We start from the raw sequence: 15,831 nt of genomic DNA on the forward strand, positions 1-15,831 counted from the left end.
AATTATGCCGATTTTATCGCATTTGCAGGGGTTGGGCGTTGGGTGCGAACACATTGGTACGATCGAAATTCTCGATCGCAATCCGAACATAAGCAGAAATCCATTTGAAGTGGTTTGCAGTACTCAGAGGAATAGAGACTTTACTAAATAAAATGACAGCAAAAAGGTTTCCAGAAGGTAACATTCCTCCAAATCCTAGAACTGACTGTACTTTGTAAGGAAGTACAAACTGCATTTGAGCTGGAATATGAGGACTCCCGACTGCATCAGCAACATAAAACACATTAAATGCTTTGTTTGATGCTTTTGTGATTAAAGTGGGTGCAGTATCAATCACCGCACTTACTTCTAGTCCAAACTGCTGAATCAATTGCAAAATCATCGGTGCGCGGTAGACAAAATCTTCATCGATTAATGGAATGGCTTGATGTCCAGTCGATTCTTGACGATCGTTCCAGTACGGTTCATCGCCTGCTGTTGCAAGCAAAGTCAAACACTTTGTCGCCCGCATCACAGAGCGACCTTTCAAAATAGCTTGAGCGGCTTCTTGCAGGTCGGGACTTAAATCGCCGTATGGATGTGTTTTGAAAAATCGAACTAGAGTGCAAGCACTTTCGCCAGTTTGCGGATCTACTAGATTTTCATACAGATATCGAACGATACGATTTGCGGTTTCTTCCATACTGTGCGATCGTTCTTCCATGTTGCGAAGTTTAATCGCACAGTGATTCATATCTTCCTTCGTGAAAGCTGCTAGATTGTACATCGAAGGTTACCTACTCAATAACTGTCTAACTTTGGTCTGTATTTTTCCATACTTCAAAGTTGCGTAAGCTATTGCCGGATACTTTTCGGATGGATTTTTACACAGCTAACAAGTGAAGAGAATCTATCGAATGTTCCATCGCCGCCGCCAGCTTGAGGTTGATTCGCTCTGGTTGGATTGCTGTTCTTTTGCATGTCGCTCTAAGATTGCTTCGGCTGAATCTTGTAAAGTGCGATCGCGATAGGGCACAGCGGCGCGGGTATTTAAATGCTCTTGCTCCATTTGCGATAGAGGATGCAAGGTTTCGGCTGTCCAAGCCGCGATCGTGCCTTGTGACCATTCATGCGGTAAATGCACTTCACCAAGCGGAATCGTGCCAATTTTTAAGCCTGATGCGATTAAGGCAGTGCGTACCGATGCCGATCTGGAATAGGTTGAAAGCTTCCCCGTTGGGGCTAAAGCGCGCGCAACGAGTTGGAAAAACTCGATCGTCCACAATTGCGGACATTTGCGGGGAGAAAATGGATCAAAAAAAATCGCGTCTGCTTGAAAATCAGAGAGGTGCTGAATCGTTTGTCTTGCATCTCCAATCAGTAATTTTGCTTTGATATCATCTTGGATACATTCATGGTTATGTGCTAATTGTTTGAGAATTGTTTGTACTTCAGGCGACCAGTATTCGAGTAGCTGGGGATGCGTTGCGCCAATGGGAACGGTTGCATCTCGTTCTAAAGCGTAGATTTCAATGATGCAGTTTGGATTGACTTTGTGAATGACTTCGATCGCTGCTGCTGTGTTATAGCCCAGTCCATAGCAGACATCTAAGAGTTTAACCGTAGATTGCTCTGCTGTTTTGTGAAGCTCGATCGCATCTGAAAATTTCTGAAATGCTTCTGTTTTTGCACCTTGATAGCTATGAAATGCTTCGCCAAATTCTTCTGAGAAGAAGGTAAATGAGCCATCTTGAGTCAGTTGCGGAATCCAGGCATCCATGAGAGTTTCAGAAATTGTAGACTAGATTTTAGCATCTGTTAAGTGAGAGGTTGAATGGTGTTTAAGGTTGTGACTCGAAATGTCGATCGAGACTTCGATCGCTGGATTGATGCGCTGGACTTTGCCAAGTCGCTGATGCCAGACTGCAAGTGGTTTCAGGATGTGCGGATTTTTGAGAAAGGGAATTTGGTCTGGGTCTATAGTCGATCGCATAAATTTCCGCAGTTTGTGGGAGCAGGAGTCTACGATCGTTTAGCTAAACGATTTTTGATTGAGACTCTAGAATCCGAGAATGCTCTAGAAGCTGCTGAAGATGAGGATGCTTCTACCTAAGAATTTATAGGATTTTAGCGTGGGTATAGGTGGCTTTAGACCCTCAAAAATCTGAATTCAATAAAAAAGCCGGATTTGAAACAAACAAATCCAGCTCATCTTAAATTGCACTTACGATTAATTACCGAACATGCGGAGACTGATAATAGATCTTGGAGCCATTATCTGCTACAAAATGACAAGCTAGATAAGACTTAAAGAAGCTTTTCCAAATCGGCTCACTTGACTTGCGGTAGTAACTTCCTAGCAAAGGCTTAATTGCTTCTGTTGCTTCTTGGAGCTTATAGTGCGGCATGTTTGAAAAGATGTGATGAGCTACATGCGTGCCAATGTCATGATGAATTGGGTTAAAGATGCCATAGTCTCTATCGATCGTGGATAAAGCACCTTTCAAGAAGTACCAATCATCACCCCGATACCAAGGAATATCATCTTCAGTGTGATGTAAGAAGGTAACTAAATCTAACCACATCACAAACACTACATATCCACCAAGATAGTACTTCAGCAAAAACAAGAAGCCAAACTGGAATGTTAATGCTGCAAGAAAACCAATCATTGCTAGCCAGCAAATTGTACTGACAATGATGTCATTGCGTTCTGAAGGCTTAAACAAGGGGCTATCCGGCATGAAGTGAGAGCCTTGTTTTCCAGGAGAGCGCCGAAACAAGTACAGCGGATATGCAATCAACGGCAAGTAGAACCGCATCAGCTTTTCTAGAAATCCCATTTCTGCATACTTCGATTCGGTCACAGGATACCAGCTTTCATCTGTGTCGATGTTGCCTGTATTCGAGTGGTGCGTCCGATGGCTGATTCTCCAACCATGAAATGGGACAAGAATCGGAGAATGCGACAAATGTCCAATGAGATTATTCAACCATTTGTGCTTGGAAAATGACCCATGTCCACAGTCATGTCCAACTACAAATAATGCCCAGAACATTGTGCCCTGAGCAAACCAAAAGATGGGGAAGAATAACCAAGAATCGAGATATGCTGCGATCGCAATCAGCCCTGCAATGATTCCAATGTCGAGGAAAAAGTAGGACAGCGATCGCGCTGTTGAAGGTTCAAAACAATGGTCTGGAATCGCGTCTCTTACGTCTTTTAGAGTGAATGGAAGGTCTTGAGACCGCGTAGCCGGAGTCTTGATTGAGAAAGCATCAGATGGACTGGGGTAAACTTGCACGATTTCTTTTTACGAAACAATAGTAGGTAGCTCGGCTATTTTACAGCCTTGTCGGGGGATATGTAACGGTATGTTTCGCAAATTAAGTGAGATTTCTTCCTCGGTATAGACAGATTTGACGTGAGCAATCCCTGAACAAATTGCCACGAATAAGACTCCACCCAATTACTTGGAACTAGGTGGAGTCAAAATTCAGCGATCGCCAAATTTAACTTTGAACTTAAGTTTGAGGTACTTTCGCCAAAGTCAACGGCACATCAGACTTCACGCCCGGCGCATAAACCTGCGCGACATAGTCTGCAATCATCCGATGCGTGTTGAATGCAGGGCAATTCGTCTTAATCGATGCTTTCATCATCTGCACCCAACCATGTGGAACCCCATTCTCATCCTGCTCGTAGTAGAGCGGAATGATTTGATTTTCCAACAGATCATAGAGTGAGTCAGAATCGATCTTATCTTGGAGAACTTGATCGCTCGTGTGAGCATCTTCTCCGATCGCCCAACCGTTCAATGCTTTGCCATTTGCATCGGTCAAGTAGCCTTCACACCACCAACCATCGAGCACGCTGCAATTTAGACCGCCATTGAAGCAGACCTTTTGACCACTCGTTCCCGAAGCTTCCAACGGACGACGTGGATTATTGAGCCAAACATCGACACCCTGGACTAATTTCCGAGCGGTGTGCATGTCGTAGTCTTCGATGAAAGCAACGCGATCGCGAACATTCTGATGAGTCTTACACCATTCCATGATTCGCTGAATGATTCGCTTGCCTTCTTCATCAGCCGGGTGAGCTTTACCCGAGAAAATGATCTGAACGGGTTTCTCATCGTTGCTAAAGATTTGTAGCGCTTTTTCTACATTTCTGAGCAGCAAATCACCCCGCTTGTAAGGGCTGAAGCGCCGCGCAAATCCGATCGTGAGAATCTTCGGATCAAGTAAATGCTGCGTTGCTTCGACTTGGCTCCAATCTTCGCCTCGGTTCTGCCGTGAATTTCTCACTTTCTGGCGTGTATGAGCGACGAGACGCTCTTTGAGGATTTGATGTCTCCACCAAATTTCTTCATCGGGCGCATTGTCGATCTTTGCCCAAGTTTGGGGATCAAGCACTTTCGTTGTCCAATCTTCGCCCAAGTACTGGTTGTACAAGTCTGCCATCATTGCAGAAGTCCAGGTTCCAGCATGAACGCCATTGGTGATGTATCCGATCGGAACATTGTCTTCGCTCTTTTCTGGGTAAAGCACTGTCCACATTTTGCGGGAAACGTCGCCATGCAATTCGCTGACTCCGTTTGCCGATCGACAAAGCCGCAAGGCTAAAACAGTCATGCCAAACGGTTCCCAAGGATCGCCTAAGCGACGTGCGCCCAAGGCAAGGAATTGTTCACGAGACAGTCCTAATTCTCCCCAGTATTTTGCGAAGAAAGAATCCATCAAGTCGGCGGAGAAGACATCGTGCCCCGCTGGAACGGGCGTGTGCGTTGTGAAAACGCAGCGATCGCGCACGCCTTTCTCAATGTCGTAGAAGGATTTTCCAGTTTTCAGGATTTCCTGACGACAGACTTCTAGTAGACAGAACGCCGCGTGACCTTCATTCAAGTGATAAACCGCAGGCTCGATCCCCACAGTTTTTAACGCCCGAACGCCCCCAATGCCCAGAATAACTTCTTGAGCGATCCGGGTTTCTTGGTTGCCACCGTACAAGTGCCCAGTCAGCCAGCGATCGATGGGATCGTTATCTTCTCGATCGGTATCCATCAAGAACAAGCTGACTCGTCCAACTTGCGCTTTCCAAATTTGTACTTTCACATGGCGATGCCGGACGAGAACTTCAAACACTAAAGGCTGGTCGTTCTCATCTTTCAGCAATTGCAGCGGTAACCGCTCGAAAGGATTGTTGATGTAGTAATCTTCCTGCCAGCCACTTTGATTGAGCTTTTGACGGAAGTAACCTTGACGGTAAAGTAAGCCGACGGCAACCAGCGGAACCCCTAAATCTGAAGCAGATTTCAAGTGATCCCCAGCGAGAATTCCCAGACCACCGGAATAGATTTGGAGCGATTCGTGTAAGCCGAACTCTGCACAGAAATAAGCGATCGGGTTCTGAGCCGTAATTTGTGGAGCGACGCGGCTTGACCAAGTATCACTCGATGCCATGTATTGCGTGAACTGCTCTGCCAATTTCTTCAGCCGTGCCATGTAGTTTGGCTCAACCGTCAATTGGGTCAAGCGATCGAAACTCACGGTTTCGAGCAGCACGATTGGGTTATGTCCGCAGCGCTCCCATTCGTCGGGATTGATCGACTGGAACAGCGAAATCATATCTGGAGTCCAGCACCACCAGTAGTTGTATGCGATTTCCGCCAAAGGCTTCAAGGCTTGGGGTAAACGCGCACTCAGTCTGTCAGCCGGATTGACAGTTGAAGTATAAGTCATAGATTTGAAGATCTCTTTGCTTTCTTAGAACGATAGGAATCGAAGTTCTGGGGCGTTTTTGCAGCTTAATCTGGGTTCCCAGAAGCTTCGTATGTGTTCCTGGACAGCGCGAAGTTACGCACTGTGAAACGGCGATCGTGTGTTTTGGATTGTACCCCGTTGAACATCAGACCTGGCTTATCGTTTTGTAGCATTATTTATCGGGATGCAACGACGAATTACAGATTGTCTTCAGGCTCTGGTGCAGATGGCGGCGCTTGACGCTCTAGATACAAATCAATAAAGTCTTCGGCTGCGGTGGTGTTAAGCTCTCGCAAGGCTTTAATCACATGCGTCACAGCTTCGGCAAGGGGATCACTGATCTCGTTGACCCACTGATGAACAGTCGATCGATTGATCCCCATCGTGACCGCCAATCGGTTTTGGCTAATCCCGTAGGTTGAGAGTACTTGTCTTAGTGCCTTTCCTGCTTTTCCCATGTTGCAGATCTTGGCAAAGCCAATCGCGTTCGTAAATGGTTGTAGTAACCAACATGCGTTGATTACATAGTCTCTGATGACGAGATTGATACTACGTTAGGTTTCTGTACTGTTGTGAAGAATTGTTATGAATTAAAGACGGGGCGGGTCATCGAATGGATTTTGATAAATTTGGGGACGAAGTGCGAAATTTTGCCCTCAAAATCGTTAAATTTTATTGAATTCAAATCTTGACCTGTATTGAGAATGAAGATAAGAAGAAAAAAGTAAAGGGCAGTTCAGAAAGCTGCCCTTTGTTGAAGATGAAAGCGAAATCGAAGTTTAATTTAAATCGAAACTTGTGCTGAACTGGGTTCAGCGATCGCTTCAACTTCCTGGGGCACAGGCTGGACTGCGGGCATTTCGCTCTGCATTTCTCGTTCTTGGAAGACTAAGCCTGTCAAATGGACGATCGACAATCCAAGCGCGGCTAACGAAATGACATAGCTGTGCAGCGTGTACATATGAGCCACGGTCAGGCTGCCGACACTTCCGCCTGTCAAAATCTCACGTAAGGTTGCACCAATGAATGGGATCGCTTCGATGGTTCCCAATTCGATTTTTAACCGCCAGAATCCGATCTGATTCCAGTTCAAAATCATAGCTGTCCAACTGAGTCCGATCGCACTTAAGGTAAAAAGAATTCCACTGACCCAAGCTGTCAGCCAACTGCGACGAAATCGCTCCCCCAAAAACATGACGAAAATCTGAATCAGACCGACTACAATCACAAGATTTCCAGACAAATTGTGCAGGGTGTGAACGAGCCAACCAAAAGGAATGGTCTGATCAATGGCTTGTAACGAGTCGTAAGCTGCACCCGCCGCAGGTTGGTAGTAAAACGCAATCAGAATTCCAGAGGTCGCAGCGAGAAGCGTTAACGTTACGATCGACACTGCAAGAATCGTGGATAACCGTCGCAGAATGAAGGCTGGAGTAAGCATGACGGAAATTCGTAATATGTATAGTTCTGTTAACTAAATTGTAACGAAGTCTCTCAGAATCGGAAATGATTCTTAATGTATTTGATAAAAATTCCCCTCCACTGTCCAGAATTCAGTATTTTTCCATCGCAGCAACTCGGTCGGACGCGATAAAATCATTGCCTGAAGCTTTGGGACAGAACATTGCCTACTCTCGGTGTCAACATTGACCATATCGCGACTATTCGCCAAGCCCGCCGTACTGTCGAACCCGATCCCGTCGCAGCGGCAGTTTTAGCAGAACTTGCAGGTGCAGATGGCATTACCGTCCATTTGCGAGAAGATCGCCGTCACATTCAGGATCACGATGTCCGTCTGCTCCGCCAAACCGTGCGAACGCATTTGAATTTAGAAATGGCAGCTACCGATGAAATGGTGGCGATCGCGCTCGATATCAAGCCCGACTACGTGACCCTCGTTCCCGAAAAACGTGAGGAAGTGACGACTGAAGGCGGACTCGATATCGCGGGGCAACTGAACCGGATGACGGATGTAGTGACGACGTTACAAAGCGCTGGCATTCCAGTCAGCTTATTTATCGATGCGGAACACGACCAAATTGATGCTGCGGCTGAAACTGGGGCGAAATTTATCGAATTGCATACCGGACAATATGCCGGGTCTTACTCAGAAGAGGGACAGGCGAAGGAATTGGAGATTTTGGCTCAGGGATGTGAAATCGCGATCGCTGCCGGATTGCGGATTAATGCGGGGCATGGATTGACCTATTGGAACGTTTACCCGATCGCGCGACTCCCTGGCATGGAAGAATTGAATATTGGACACACGATCATTAGTCGAGCTGTTCTCGTTGGATTTGAACGAGCGGTGAGAGAAATGAAACAAGCAATTCGTGGGCAACTTTAACGCCTGTCCTGACCCTTTTGAACTTAAGAACAGACCATCATGACAACCTACTATTACGTTTTAGCCAGCCAAAAATTCCTGTTACAAGAAGAACCGATCGAAGAAGTTCTCAAAGAACGGTATCGCGACTATGCAGAAAAGAACCGAGAAATTGATTTCTGGGTGATCAAAGAACCCGCGTTTCTTGAAGCACCAGAAATGGCAGAAAACAAAGCAAAATGTCCTCGTCCGGCAGTCGCGATCGTCTCGACCAAGAAACAATTTATTACATGGCTCAAGCTGCGACTAGAATATGTCATCACTGGAGAGTTCCAGCAATCGGAAACCATTCCCGAACCCCTGGCATCTCTTGAACCTGTCCCTTAAACCCGGAAATTTCTATGCCCCAGATGCCCTTTCAAACTGTCTTTAAAGCGATCGCCGGAATGACACTTGTATTGAATGTGATTCCGCCTGCTTCTGCCCAACTTGCAAATTGCCAAGCGCCGCGATCAAATGAGCCTCTTCTTCTGGTTGTGACGCGCACTCCTGAAGCCCAAGCGCGCCTCCGAAGTGTAATTTCTCGGGATGCAGAAGTCTCAGTTTGTAATTACTTTGGCGAAACAGTGACGCGCATCGGGGGCTACCGAGATACGGATACAGCGAATTCTTGGGCAGGTTACCTCAACGAGACGGTGAAACTTCGGACGTTTGTAGCGCTACCTGCAGGTGGGCAAGTTGCCAGTCAGCCAGAAGTTCCAGTCCAAGCGATCGATCTCTCTAGAGAGCCTGTACGGACTGCAACGCTTTCTCCTGAGCCGATTAATCCCAATCCATCGGGTTACAATCCTCGGGCTTTGGAAGACGGATTTGCGGTGATTGTAAATCACTATAATCGCCCTGAAGTTGCTGCTCAAATGCAGCAAGTTTTGAATCGCAATATTGGTCTCGTTTCGTTTGAGCAGCGTCCATTTCTGCTAGCTGTCCACACGCGCGATCGCGGTAGTGCTGATCGCATTATGCAAATTCTCAACGATCGCGGATTTGCCGCCATGCTCGTGAGCGGTCGCCGCTTAACCTTGCTGACTCCAGTCGTACAGACAGATTCTGCGATCGGGGGACGATAAGTAGATCAAGCCGTATTTGCTTACGGCTTTTTGATCGCGGCTAAAACAAACGCGATCGCGTCTTCTGTGTGCTTTTCAACCTTCTCAGGACTTAAGCGATCGACATCTGGCGTTAAATGCTGCCAATTTTCTTGCACTGTGAAGTAGAAAATGCAAACGCCTAGAATGTGAGTCAACATCAACATTGGATCATCAACAGGGCGAAAATCACCGGATTCGATGCCTCGTTCTAGAACTTTGATCACGCGTTCAAATATGCCTGACCAGTTTCCTTGCTTGAAATAAAGTCCTTGATTTTGGCTTGCTTCTTGAAACCACAGCATTTGTCGATAAGGATTGCGAAATTCGTTTGCGATCGCGACTCGAATAATAAAAGTAATCGCATCTTCAGGCGATAAATGATCGAGTTCTAACTGTTCTACAAACTGCTGATTTTCTTCCATGGGGCGCTGTAGAACGGCGCGATAAAGTCCTTCTTTATTTTCAAAATAGTAATGAATCATCGCGGTCGTAATCTTGGCTTGTTTTGCGATTGCGCTAATTCTTGCTCCTTTCAATCCATGCCGAGAAAACTCAATTTCTGCTGCATCTAGAATTTGCTTTTGAGTGATTTCTGCATCTCGAAATTGCCGTTTTTGAGATTGTGCCATCCATCACTCCTGCCATGATTCAGGAAATTGTGCTTCTAAATCTTGGCGACCATGCAGAATGCTAACCACTTCAACTAATTCATCCGTAACGATGTAGAGAACGATGTAATCGTTCAGTAAAACGCCTCGTAAATTGGGCGCGAGATATCCATAGCTTTTCCCGATATTTGGAAAGCTAACAATATTGCGACATTTTCGCTCAAATTCGTCTACGAATTTCTCACTAGCGTCAATGCTACGTTCAAGGAAATAATCCAAAATGCGGTTAAGGTCTCGACTCGCAGCAGGAGCAATCTGATAGCGGCGAGTCATTCTCTTGTACCACGAGCTTTAGCGATTTTGTCTCTCAGTTGCGCGATCACAACTTCGCCATCAATGCCTTCGCCTCTGTGCAGTTCTGCGAGTCCAACTTGGACATCTTCACGTGCATCTTTAAGCCATCGATCATACTGTTCTCTCTTCTCTAACAGCTTAAATGCAGCATCAACTACCTCATCGGCATTCTTATACTGTCCAGATTCAACTCTCGCTTGAATAAATTCTTGCTGTTCAGAGTTCAATGCCATGGCCATCATCTCGACTTACACTTTCTCATCATGATACAGCGATCATTAGTTGACTTTTCTAGACCGGATTTCTAAACTAACTAAAAAATTAATTAATTAAAATCTCATGAACATGCTGCAAGGATCGCTTTGGTTGCGGGCTCATCGATCGATGCTGAAGTCAAATCAGCCGAAAAAGGTATCGCTGTACGGTCGGGATTATGTCCTCTGGCAAGACTACAAAGGCGAAATTCATGCCTTGTCCAATGCTTGCCCAACATGGGTGCAATGCTGTCTGAAGGCTGGTGCGTGGCGAAATCTGATGGCAGTAGTACGATTGCTTGTCCTTTTCATGCACTGGAATTTGATCAGACTGGCTCAACGGTGCTACTAGGTTCTAATAAAGCAACGAAATCATTGTTAAAACCGCTGGAATTGATCATTCAGGGAGATTTGATTTGGTCTTATGGCGGAGTGGAGCCGAAAATGCCAATTCCAAATGTCTTGAATGAGTTTACAGCAGACTATGAATTTGCTGGAGTTGCAGGAGAGTGCAGTGTCAAAACAGATTTGCTCAGCATGTTGTTAAACATGCACGATTACAACCATCAAAATGGAACGCATCGACCTTTATTTGAGATTGAACGGATTGACTTTAAGCGGTTCATTGATCAACGCTTGCATTCTCATGCGTACTATGACATGCCAAGAGCTCAACCCAAGTGGCAAGACCTTCTCAAAAATCCTGCGTTACTCGAAATGCCAAAAGTCATTCGGGCACATTTAGAAAACTACTTTCCAGCGATCGTGATCTTTACATGGTGAAGCACCCATCGGAACCATTAAACAGTGTCATATCTTTGTGCCTGAATTTGAGACGCACACACGAACTTATGTCTTAGCTTATGGCAGATTCAAAAATCCTGTGTTTCGATTGTTGAAAAACAATGTTCTGAAACTCGCTGCAACCGTTGTCGAACAAGATGCAGATATTTTGGGCAAACTCTATGCTGACAGTCCGCAACATATCAAACTCAACAATGAAGTTGGTATGGACTGGGTAAGACGCAATTTTGCCAACTTTTCAGAGATGACAAATTCCAGATCTTAGCTGCTAAAACGGAAATGGAACGATCAATTTTGCATGGTTCCCGGATCAAAAGTCGATCTCTCAGCCCTAAGTCTAAGATCTGAAAATCTTTACAAAACTTTACAATTAATTTGATTTTCCCCACGCTCTCCACAGACAATCCACAAGTTTTCAAGTTCTTTTCCACACTTTTTCCACACCAAACTGAAAGTTTTCCACAGGAGATCGAGCTAAGATCGGCATTTTTCGGCGAACTGTGGATAAGTCATCGAATCCGGCGAACTGGGCTGAAAATCGCTCAATTTTGTGAAGCCATGTAACGAAAAAATGGCTGAAACACCGATTCTGCCGTTCAGTAACTTTGATCTAACCGACGAGCTTAACTTTTCTTGATGTTGATCTTCTTGCAGCGATCGCGCAGAATGTAGCGACTAACCGAAGAGCGCACAGCCGCACCGAAACACACGATTTCCACAACGCACATTTGAGAGGGGAAATCAAGCAGGGGGTCGGACTGGCGTAAGTTTCTGATGCAAATTTTCAGAAAAACGGATAGTTTCTTCACTCGTTTCACTTCTTGAGGTTTGATATGGATAGCAACATTAGTCTTTTCGTTGAAATTCCTGAAGCTCTGCATCAATCGTTTCAAACCTTTCTTGATACCCGTCCTGACTGGGATCAAGATCGGGTGATGTCGGCGGCATTGTCATTGTTCTTGTTGCAAAACCGTCCTGCAAACGAGCGTCAGAACGATCGACAAACCGCACGGATCTATCTCGATTCGATTTTCAAGCGTCCGGTTGAGCAACTCTAGTTCAATCTTTCAGTTTCGTGTTTTCAGCTTTTAACCTTGTTTGCCTTAGCCATGCCTTATCAGATTTCTGCCACAAAACTCCAGGCATATAGTCGCTGTCCTTATGCGTACTATTTGCGGTACGAGCGACGACTGACGAGTAACGATTTTTTCGGTTCAGCCGCATTGGGAACAGCGTTGCATCAAGCCTTAGCAATGGTTCATCGGGATTGGCACTACCACGATTCAGTCCCGGATCAAGCATGGGTGTTACGCTGTTGGGATGAAGCCTCCGAAGGCCTAACGACCAATCAGTTTGAAGATGGTCGATCAATGTTGGAGAACTACTATGAGACGTTCATCCAAAATCAGCCTTCGTTGCGTAAACCATTAGCGGTTGAAGGACGAATTCAAGCTTTTCTGCAAGTAGAAAGTCTCGAGTTTTGCATTACGGGACGCTACGATCGCATTGACTATCTCGACGATGGTTTAGAGCTAATCGATTACAAGTCCAGCCGGGAGTTGAAAGTGCCGGAATCTGATGAAATGGATTTGCAGATCGGATTGTATTACCTGGCGTTGGAGCAGACCTACCACCAAAATCTGAAGTACTTAAGCTTATTGTTTCTGAGATCGGCTGAGAAGGTTCGCTTTAAGGCAACTGATCGCCACAAGAAGCAAGTACAGGCTGTGATTTCAGATTTAGCTGTGCGCCTGCGTCAAGACCAGACGTGGGAACCAACACCCGGTAAACAATGCGATCGCTGTGCGTATTCTCGCTATTGTTCAGCTGTGAATCTTGATCCGGCTCCGTTGCCGACGACAGCTAGCGCATCTCCCGAATTGCAGCTAGCTCTCGGTCTGTAAGTTATTCCCTGTTGATGGTAGTTAGTACGATGAATCGCTTTATTACTTACGCTAGGAAGGCTACTAGCGCCCCGTTTCTCATTTCAATTTATCGAGATGATTGGACTTATAGTGGGTACCGCGCGATCGCTTGGGCAAATGTTCGATTTGTTCGGGCTGCTAAGGCGACCCGTCAAGTTACGCAGGATAAGATTACTGATCGTCCGAGAATTCGGAAGTTTAGTTAGAGCTATCAGGTGGCTGTTATTCAATGCCTCTACTGGTGTACATAGCAAATTTGCTAGGGTGCTCAGTGAGCAACAGCATCGATTTGTAGCTCGTATTGAACTGGGGTTGTACTTGTTGGTGCAACAATCAATTCATAGATTCCCGATCGCTGAATCTTTCCACTCCAGGTCGATTGGTTAGAGTTTTTAATGAGCGATGCTTCTGCTGAGAACATCCAAATTGCGATTTGACCCGCAGGTGCTGTTAGGCTTAGCTCAATAGTCTGCCCTTGTTTGAATTGCGATCGGTAAACTTTACCTACTCCCTGTTTGAGTGTTCCACTCATTTGAGATGAGATCAGTTCAGATTTAGCTTGCTTTGTCTGATCGAATGCGATCGCATACCAAACTTGTCCGAAAGTTCTTGGATTGAGCATTTTACCTTGCTGGTCAGGGAAAAGTGCGACAAACTGAGCATCGGTGAGTGTTTCAATAGCGCGATTGCTAAGGTTAACACTTCGCTTAGATTGCCAAGCATCATAGTTTACTCTCTTGTAAGTTCCCATCCCTCTACGAGCTTCTTTGCTGAGTAGCTCTAGTTGCTTGAGGAGTGCTTCTGAAGATTGAGAAGTTTCTTCGGTAAGTTGGGAAAGCAACTGCTGTGAAACGTTCAAGCGTTTAGAACGTTGCGCCACTGTTTCAGGTGGTGCTGAGTCGGCTTTTATTGCGATCGGAGGTGTGACGAGTTCAGGCTGTAAATTAGATAGGTGATTGATCAAGCGATATGCAGAAATTGCTGCTAGCCCGATCAACACAAAAGTAAAAACAATTGAAGCAATATCTTTCTGATCAGGTGTAAACAATGCTTGCATCACTTTTGCTGCAGAAGAATAGCGTTGATGCTCAGACAACATTCGATCGAGAACTTTTACAATGCGCGGATCAACCGATTCCCAATCCTGCCATTCCCATTGTCCTGTCGCTTCATTATAGAGATCTTTGGGTTCGCATCCGGTTAAGAGCACGATTGCGATTACTGCTAAGTAGTAAAGATCCTGATCAAATGTTTCCGCAAAATGAGCTTGTGTAAATTCTGTCAAAATCAGCGAACCATCTTCACGCTGAATGATTGAATTGAGTGAAATACTACAGTGAGCAATTTTCAGACGGTACAGCGATCGCAAAATCGACAAGACTTGTTTCAAAAAACGCATCACTTCCGTTTCAGAAAAGATGCGCTGCTGTTCTAATAATTCTCGATACGAGCGTCCTTCAATATAATTTCGGATTAAATAGGCTCGATCAAAATCGACGATCGCATCTTGATATTGCGCCACATGCCGCAGGTTTAATTTGGTCAGAATTGCCTGAAGCTCATTCAAATCTGTCGTCGTTTCTTCTAAAACATAAAGCTTATTCGTCGTTTGATCGATCGCTAAATACACCCAGCCTACTGTTCCTAGGTAAAGCAACTTGAGAATGGAATAGCGATCGGCTAAAACAGATTCAATAGACAATGGTGTTCGCATCGCAAATCATCTTGTCCAGGATTGAAGCCTAGACAAATATCAGTATTTATGTACTAAGCTAACACGGCTTTTTAAAAAAGTGATTATAAAAAAATCATGAAGCGGATCTGTTATTAAATAAAAACGCTGAGGCACTCTACAAATAAGGAAGTTACGTAACGATCTCAATGCCCTCGTGAGCGTGAATTGCTGTCCGAATACGATGACGAGATATTAGCGTAAGTTCTGTAACTTACATATCAGGTGGTCTTCTTACATGCGTCCTATTTCTTTGTCTGACTCCCGCCCCAAGATCAGCACGATGCCACGTCCCCAGACTGAAGCAACGGCTTATCTCAATCTGTACAAACTATCGATCGAGAAAAAGCGTCTCCAGTGTGAACTGGATTCGATTGAACAACGTCGTCATCGTATTCAAAAGCGCCTGTCTTTCCTCGAAAGCCAAGTTGCTGAGATGCAGCAATCCGCTCAAGTGTCTACTCCTAAGTTGGTCTCTGTTGAGAAAAATTCTGCTCCTGATTCAGCTTTGAACATGCTGTTTCTTGAGTACTAAGGTTTGAAGTCTGAGATTTGCTGCTGCGCGATCGAATGGAAGATTCGATCGCGTTTTTTGCGTCACTATTCTAAATTTGAGACTCATTTCTATCGCGTTGACATAAGATCACTTCCAATTTTCTACTCTTTAAGTCGGACGCATCTTGATGAAGAGCTGAAAATAATTATTCAAAATTGGTAAAGAAACGACCGAACCTAAATAAGACTCAGTGAAGAAGAACAGAACTTACGTAAGTATCACTTCCTGCGTGTAATAAATTACTGATGTTCCACTTATCTTAAATCCTCGCTGCTGCTCATCGACTGATTCCTCAGTGATAACACGTATTTTGCGAGCGATTTTACAAACTGCTCAGAACTCAGACATTGACAAGTTCAACCTGCTTTTATTTGCCGTT

Annotated in this window: 21 protein-coding genes; 11 read left to right on the forward strand and 10 right to left on the reverse strand. The window is 45.2% G+C overall.

The genetic code is table 11. The annotated features are described in order from the left end of the window. Positions 1-13 precede the first annotated feature (13 nt). Together OU814_RS11155 and OU814_RS11160 are read right to left on the reverse strand one after the other, a co-directional pair. Positions 14-766, reverse strand: a complete 753-nt coding sequence (locus tag OU814_RS11155) for a hypothetical protein (protein WP_268182780.1) — start codon at positions 764-766, stop codon at positions 14-16. Between the two features lie 123 nt (positions 767-889). Next, positions 890-1,759, reverse strand: coding sequence for a tRNA (5-methylaminomethyl-2-thiouridine)(34)-methyltransferase MnmD (locus tag OU814_RS11160; protein ID WP_268182783.1), 870 nt, complete (start codon positions 1,757-1,759; stop codon positions 890-892). 54 nt (positions 1,760-1,813) lie between these two features. Between OU814_RS11160 and OU814_RS11165 the strand changes: the two genes are divergently transcribed. Next, positions 1,814-2,092, forward strand: coding sequence for a hypothetical protein (locus tag OU814_RS11165; RefSeq protein ID WP_017286036.1), 279 nt, complete (start codon positions 1,814-1,816; stop codon positions 2,090-2,092). Between the two features lie 121 nt (positions 2,093-2,213). Here the strand turns inward: OU814_RS11165 and OU814_RS11170 are convergent, their stop codons facing one another. The 4 genes from OU814_RS11170 to OU814_RS11185 form a co-directional block, all read right to left on the reverse strand. Continuing rightward, on the reverse strand, positions 2,214-3,284 hold the full coding sequence (locus OU814_RS11170) for a fatty acid desaturase (RefSeq protein WP_017286037.1): 1,071 nt from the start codon (positions 3,282-3,284) through the stop codon (positions 2,214-2,216). Positions 3,285-3,504: 220 nt separating this feature from the next. Then, positions 3,505-5,724, reverse strand: a complete 2,220-nt coding sequence (gene glgP, locus OU814_RS11175; RefSeq protein WP_268182788.1) for an alpha-glucan family phosphorylase — start codon at positions 5,722-5,724, stop codon at positions 3,505-3,507. A 218-nt stretch (positions 5,725-5,942) separates the two neighbouring features. Further along, the gene (locus OU814_RS11180; RefSeq protein ID WP_017286039.1) at positions 5,943-6,203 is read right to left on the reverse strand and encodes a helix-turn-helix domain-containing protein; all 261 of its coding nucleotides are present in this window, start codon (positions 6,201-6,203) and stop codon (positions 5,943-5,945) included. A 326-nt stretch (positions 6,204-6,529) separates the two neighbouring features. Continuing rightward, complete coding sequence (locus OU814_RS11185; RefSeq protein WP_268182791.1) at positions 6,530-7,186, reverse strand: cytochrome b N-terminal domain-containing protein; 657 nt, start codon at positions 7,184-7,186, stop codon at positions 6,530-6,532. A 183-nt stretch (positions 7,187-7,369) separates the two neighbouring features. Here OU814_RS11185 and OU814_RS11190 point away from each other — a divergent pair, with 183 nt between their 5' ends. Genes OU814_RS11190 through OU814_RS11200 form a run of 3 tightly spaced genes read left to right on the forward strand, consistent with a single transcriptional unit; the run spans position 7,370 to position 9,198 of the window. Then, positions 7,370-8,092, forward strand: coding sequence for a pyridoxine 5'-phosphate synthase (locus tag OU814_RS11190; RefSeq protein WP_190653791.1), 723 nt, complete (start codon positions 7,370-7,372; stop codon positions 8,090-8,092). Between the two features lie 39 nt (positions 8,093-8,131). Further along, positions 8,132-8,458 (forward strand): MgPME-cyclase complex family protein, encoded by a 327-nt coding sequence (locus OU814_RS11195; RefSeq protein WP_017286042.1) that lies wholly within the window; start codon positions 8,132-8,134, stop codon positions 8,456-8,458. 14 nt (positions 8,459-8,472) lie between these two features. Further along, a complete protein-coding gene (locus OU814_RS11200; RefSeq protein ID WP_017286043.1) occupies positions 8,473-9,198 on the forward strand; it encodes a hypothetical protein in 726 nt (241 codons plus the stop codon). Positions 9,199-9,218: 20 nt separating this feature from the next. Here OU814_RS11200 and OU814_RS11205 read toward each other — a convergent pair whose 3' ends face one another. Genes OU814_RS11205 through OU814_RS11215 form a run of 3 tightly spaced genes read right to left on the reverse strand, consistent with a single transcriptional unit; the run spans position 9,219 to position 10,414 of the window. Further along, the gene (locus OU814_RS11205; protein ID WP_268182797.1) at positions 9,219-9,848 is read right to left on the reverse strand and encodes a TetR/AcrR family transcriptional regulator; all 630 of its coding nucleotides are present in this window, start codon (positions 9,846-9,848) and stop codon (positions 9,219-9,221) included. 3 nt (positions 9,849-9,851) lie between these two features. Next, complete coding sequence (locus OU814_RS11210) at positions 9,852-10,160, reverse strand: type II toxin-antitoxin system RelE/ParE family toxin (protein WP_268182799.1); 309 nt, start codon at positions 10,158-10,160, stop codon at positions 9,852-9,854. Continuing rightward, the gene (locus tag OU814_RS11215) at positions 10,157-10,414 is read right to left on the reverse strand and encodes a ribbon-helix-helix domain-containing protein (protein ID WP_268182801.1); all 258 of its coding nucleotides are present in this window, start codon (positions 10,412-10,414) and stop codon (positions 10,157-10,159) included. Before OU814_RS11215 ends, OU814_RS11210 begins: the two co-directional genes overlap by 4 nt. Before the next feature lie 151 nt (positions 10,415-10,565). Between OU814_RS11215 and OU814_RS31365 the strand changes: the two genes are divergently transcribed. The 6 genes from OU814_RS31365 to OU814_RS11240 all read left to right on the forward strand — a co-directional run bounded on the left by OU814_RS31365 (position 10,566) and on the right by OU814_RS11240 (position 13,370). Further along, the gene (locus OU814_RS31365; RefSeq protein WP_442786144.1) at positions 10,566-10,787 is read left to right on the forward strand and encodes a Rieske 2Fe-2S domain-containing protein; all 222 of its coding nucleotides are present in this window, start codon (positions 10,566-10,568) and stop codon (positions 10,785-10,787) included. After that, positions 10,703-11,218 (forward strand): hypothetical protein, encoded by a 516-nt coding sequence (locus tag OU814_RS11220; protein WP_442786142.1) that lies wholly within the window; start codon positions 10,703-10,705, stop codon positions 11,216-11,218. Before OU814_RS31365 ends, OU814_RS11220 begins: the two co-directional genes overlap by 85 nt. Before the next feature lie 37 nt (positions 11,219-11,255). Next, complete coding sequence (locus tag OU814_RS11225; RefSeq protein WP_268182805.1) at positions 11,256-11,504, forward strand: hypothetical protein; 249 nt, start codon at positions 11,256-11,258, stop codon at positions 11,502-11,504. 568 nt (positions 11,505-12,072) lie between these two features. Beyond that, a complete protein-coding gene (locus OU814_RS11230) occupies positions 12,073-12,297 on the forward strand; it encodes a DUF2811 domain-containing protein (protein ID WP_017286048.1) in 225 nt (74 codons plus the stop codon). A 51-nt stretch (positions 12,298-12,348) separates the two neighbouring features. Further along, complete coding sequence (locus OU814_RS11235) at positions 12,349-13,143, forward strand: RecB family exonuclease (protein WP_026148383.1); 795 nt, start codon at positions 12,349-12,351, stop codon at positions 13,141-13,143. 14 nt (positions 13,144-13,157) lie between these two features. Then, positions 13,158-13,370, forward strand: a complete 213-nt coding sequence (locus OU814_RS11240) for a hypothetical protein (protein ID WP_268182809.1) — start codon at positions 13,158-13,160, stop codon at positions 13,368-13,370. Positions 13,371-13,432: 62 nt separating this feature from the next. Here the strand turns inward: OU814_RS11240 and OU814_RS11245 are convergent, their stop codons facing one another. Beyond that, positions 13,433-14,878, reverse strand: a complete 1,446-nt coding sequence (locus OU814_RS11245) for a serine/threonine protein kinase (protein WP_268182811.1) — start codon at positions 14,876-14,878, stop codon at positions 13,433-13,435. Between the two features lie 301 nt (positions 14,879-15,179). On the opposite strand from OU814_RS11245, the gene OU814_RS11250 reads away from it, so the two are divergent. Beyond that, the gene (locus OU814_RS11250) at positions 15,180-15,431 is read left to right on the forward strand and encodes a hypothetical protein (protein WP_017286051.1); all 252 of its coding nucleotides are present in this window, start codon (positions 15,180-15,182) and stop codon (positions 15,429-15,431) included. Positions 15,432-15,831 lie beyond the last annotated feature (400 nt).

The organism is Leptolyngbya sp. GGD (genome assembly GCF_026735145.1).
GTDB classification, from domain to species: Bacteria; Cyanobacteriota; Cyanobacteriia; order Leptolyngbyales; family Leptolyngbyaceae; genus Leptolyngbya; species Leptolyngbya boryana.

Excerpts from the sequence above, each read along its gene's own strand:
- OU814_RS11180 (WP_017286039.1), bottom strand. The coding sequence starts at position 6,203 with ATGGGAAAAGCAGGAAAGGCACTAAGACAAGTACTCTCAACCTACGGG.
- OU814_RS11205 (WP_268182797.1), bottom strand. The coding sequence starts at position 9,848 with ATGGCACAATCTCAAAAACGGCAATTTCGAGATGCAGAAATCACTCAA.
- OU814_RS11195 (WP_017286042.1), top strand. The coding sequence starts at position 8,132 with ATGACAACCTACTATTACGTTTTAGCCAGCCAAAAATTCCTGTTACAA.
- OU814_RS11240 (WP_268182809.1), top strand. The coding sequence starts at position 13,158 with ATGGTAGTTAGTACGATGAATCGCTTTATTACTTACGCTAGGAAGGCT.
- OU814_RS11245 (WP_268182811.1), bottom strand. The coding sequence starts at position 14,878 with ATGCGAACACCATTGTCTATTGAATCTGTTTTAGCCGATCGCTATTCC.
- OU814_RS11235 (WP_026148383.1), top strand. The coding sequence starts at position 12,349 with ATGCCTTATCAGATTTCTGCCACAAAACTCCAGGCATATAGTCGCTGT.
- OU814_RS11200 (WP_017286043.1), top strand. The coding sequence starts at position 8,473 with ATGCCCCAGATGCCCTTTCAAACTGTCTTTAAAGCGATCGCCGGAATG.
- OU814_RS11185 (WP_268182791.1), bottom strand. The coding sequence starts at position 7,186 with ATGCTTACTCCAGCCTTCATTCTGCGACGGTTATCCACGATTCTTGCA.
- OU814_RS11165 (WP_017286036.1), top strand. The coding sequence starts at position 1,814 with ATGGTGTTTAAGGTTGTGACTCGAAATGTCGATCGAGACTTCGATCGC.
- glgP (WP_268182788.1), bottom strand. The coding sequence starts at position 5,724 with ATGACTTATACTTCAACTGTCAATCCGGCTGACAGACTGAGTGCGCGT.
- OU814_RS11250 (WP_017286051.1), top strand. The coding sequence starts at position 15,180 with ATGCCACGTCCCCAGACTGAAGCAACGGCTTATCTCAATCTGTACAAA.
- OU814_RS11215 (WP_268182801.1), bottom strand. The coding sequence starts at position 10,414 with ATGGCATTGAACTCTGAACAGCAAGAATTTATTCAAGCGAGAGTTGAA.
- OU814_RS31365 (WP_442786144.1), top strand. The coding sequence starts at position 10,566 with ATGCTGAAGTCAAATCAGCCGAAAAAGGTATCGCTGTACGGTCGGGAT.
- OU814_RS11155 (WP_268182780.1), bottom strand. The coding sequence starts at position 766 with ATGTACAATCTAGCAGCTTTCACGAAGGAAGATATGAATCACTGTGCG.
- OU814_RS11230 (WP_017286048.1), top strand. The coding sequence starts at position 12,073 with ATGGATAGCAACATTAGTCTTTTCGTTGAAATTCCTGAAGCTCTGCAT.
- OU814_RS11210 (WP_268182799.1), bottom strand. The coding sequence starts at position 10,160 with ATGACTCGCCGCTATCAGATTGCTCCTGCTGCGAGTCGAGACCTTAAC.
- OU814_RS11160 (WP_268182783.1), bottom strand. The coding sequence starts at position 1,759 with ATGGATGCCTGGATTCCGCAACTGACTCAAGATGGCTCATTTACCTTC.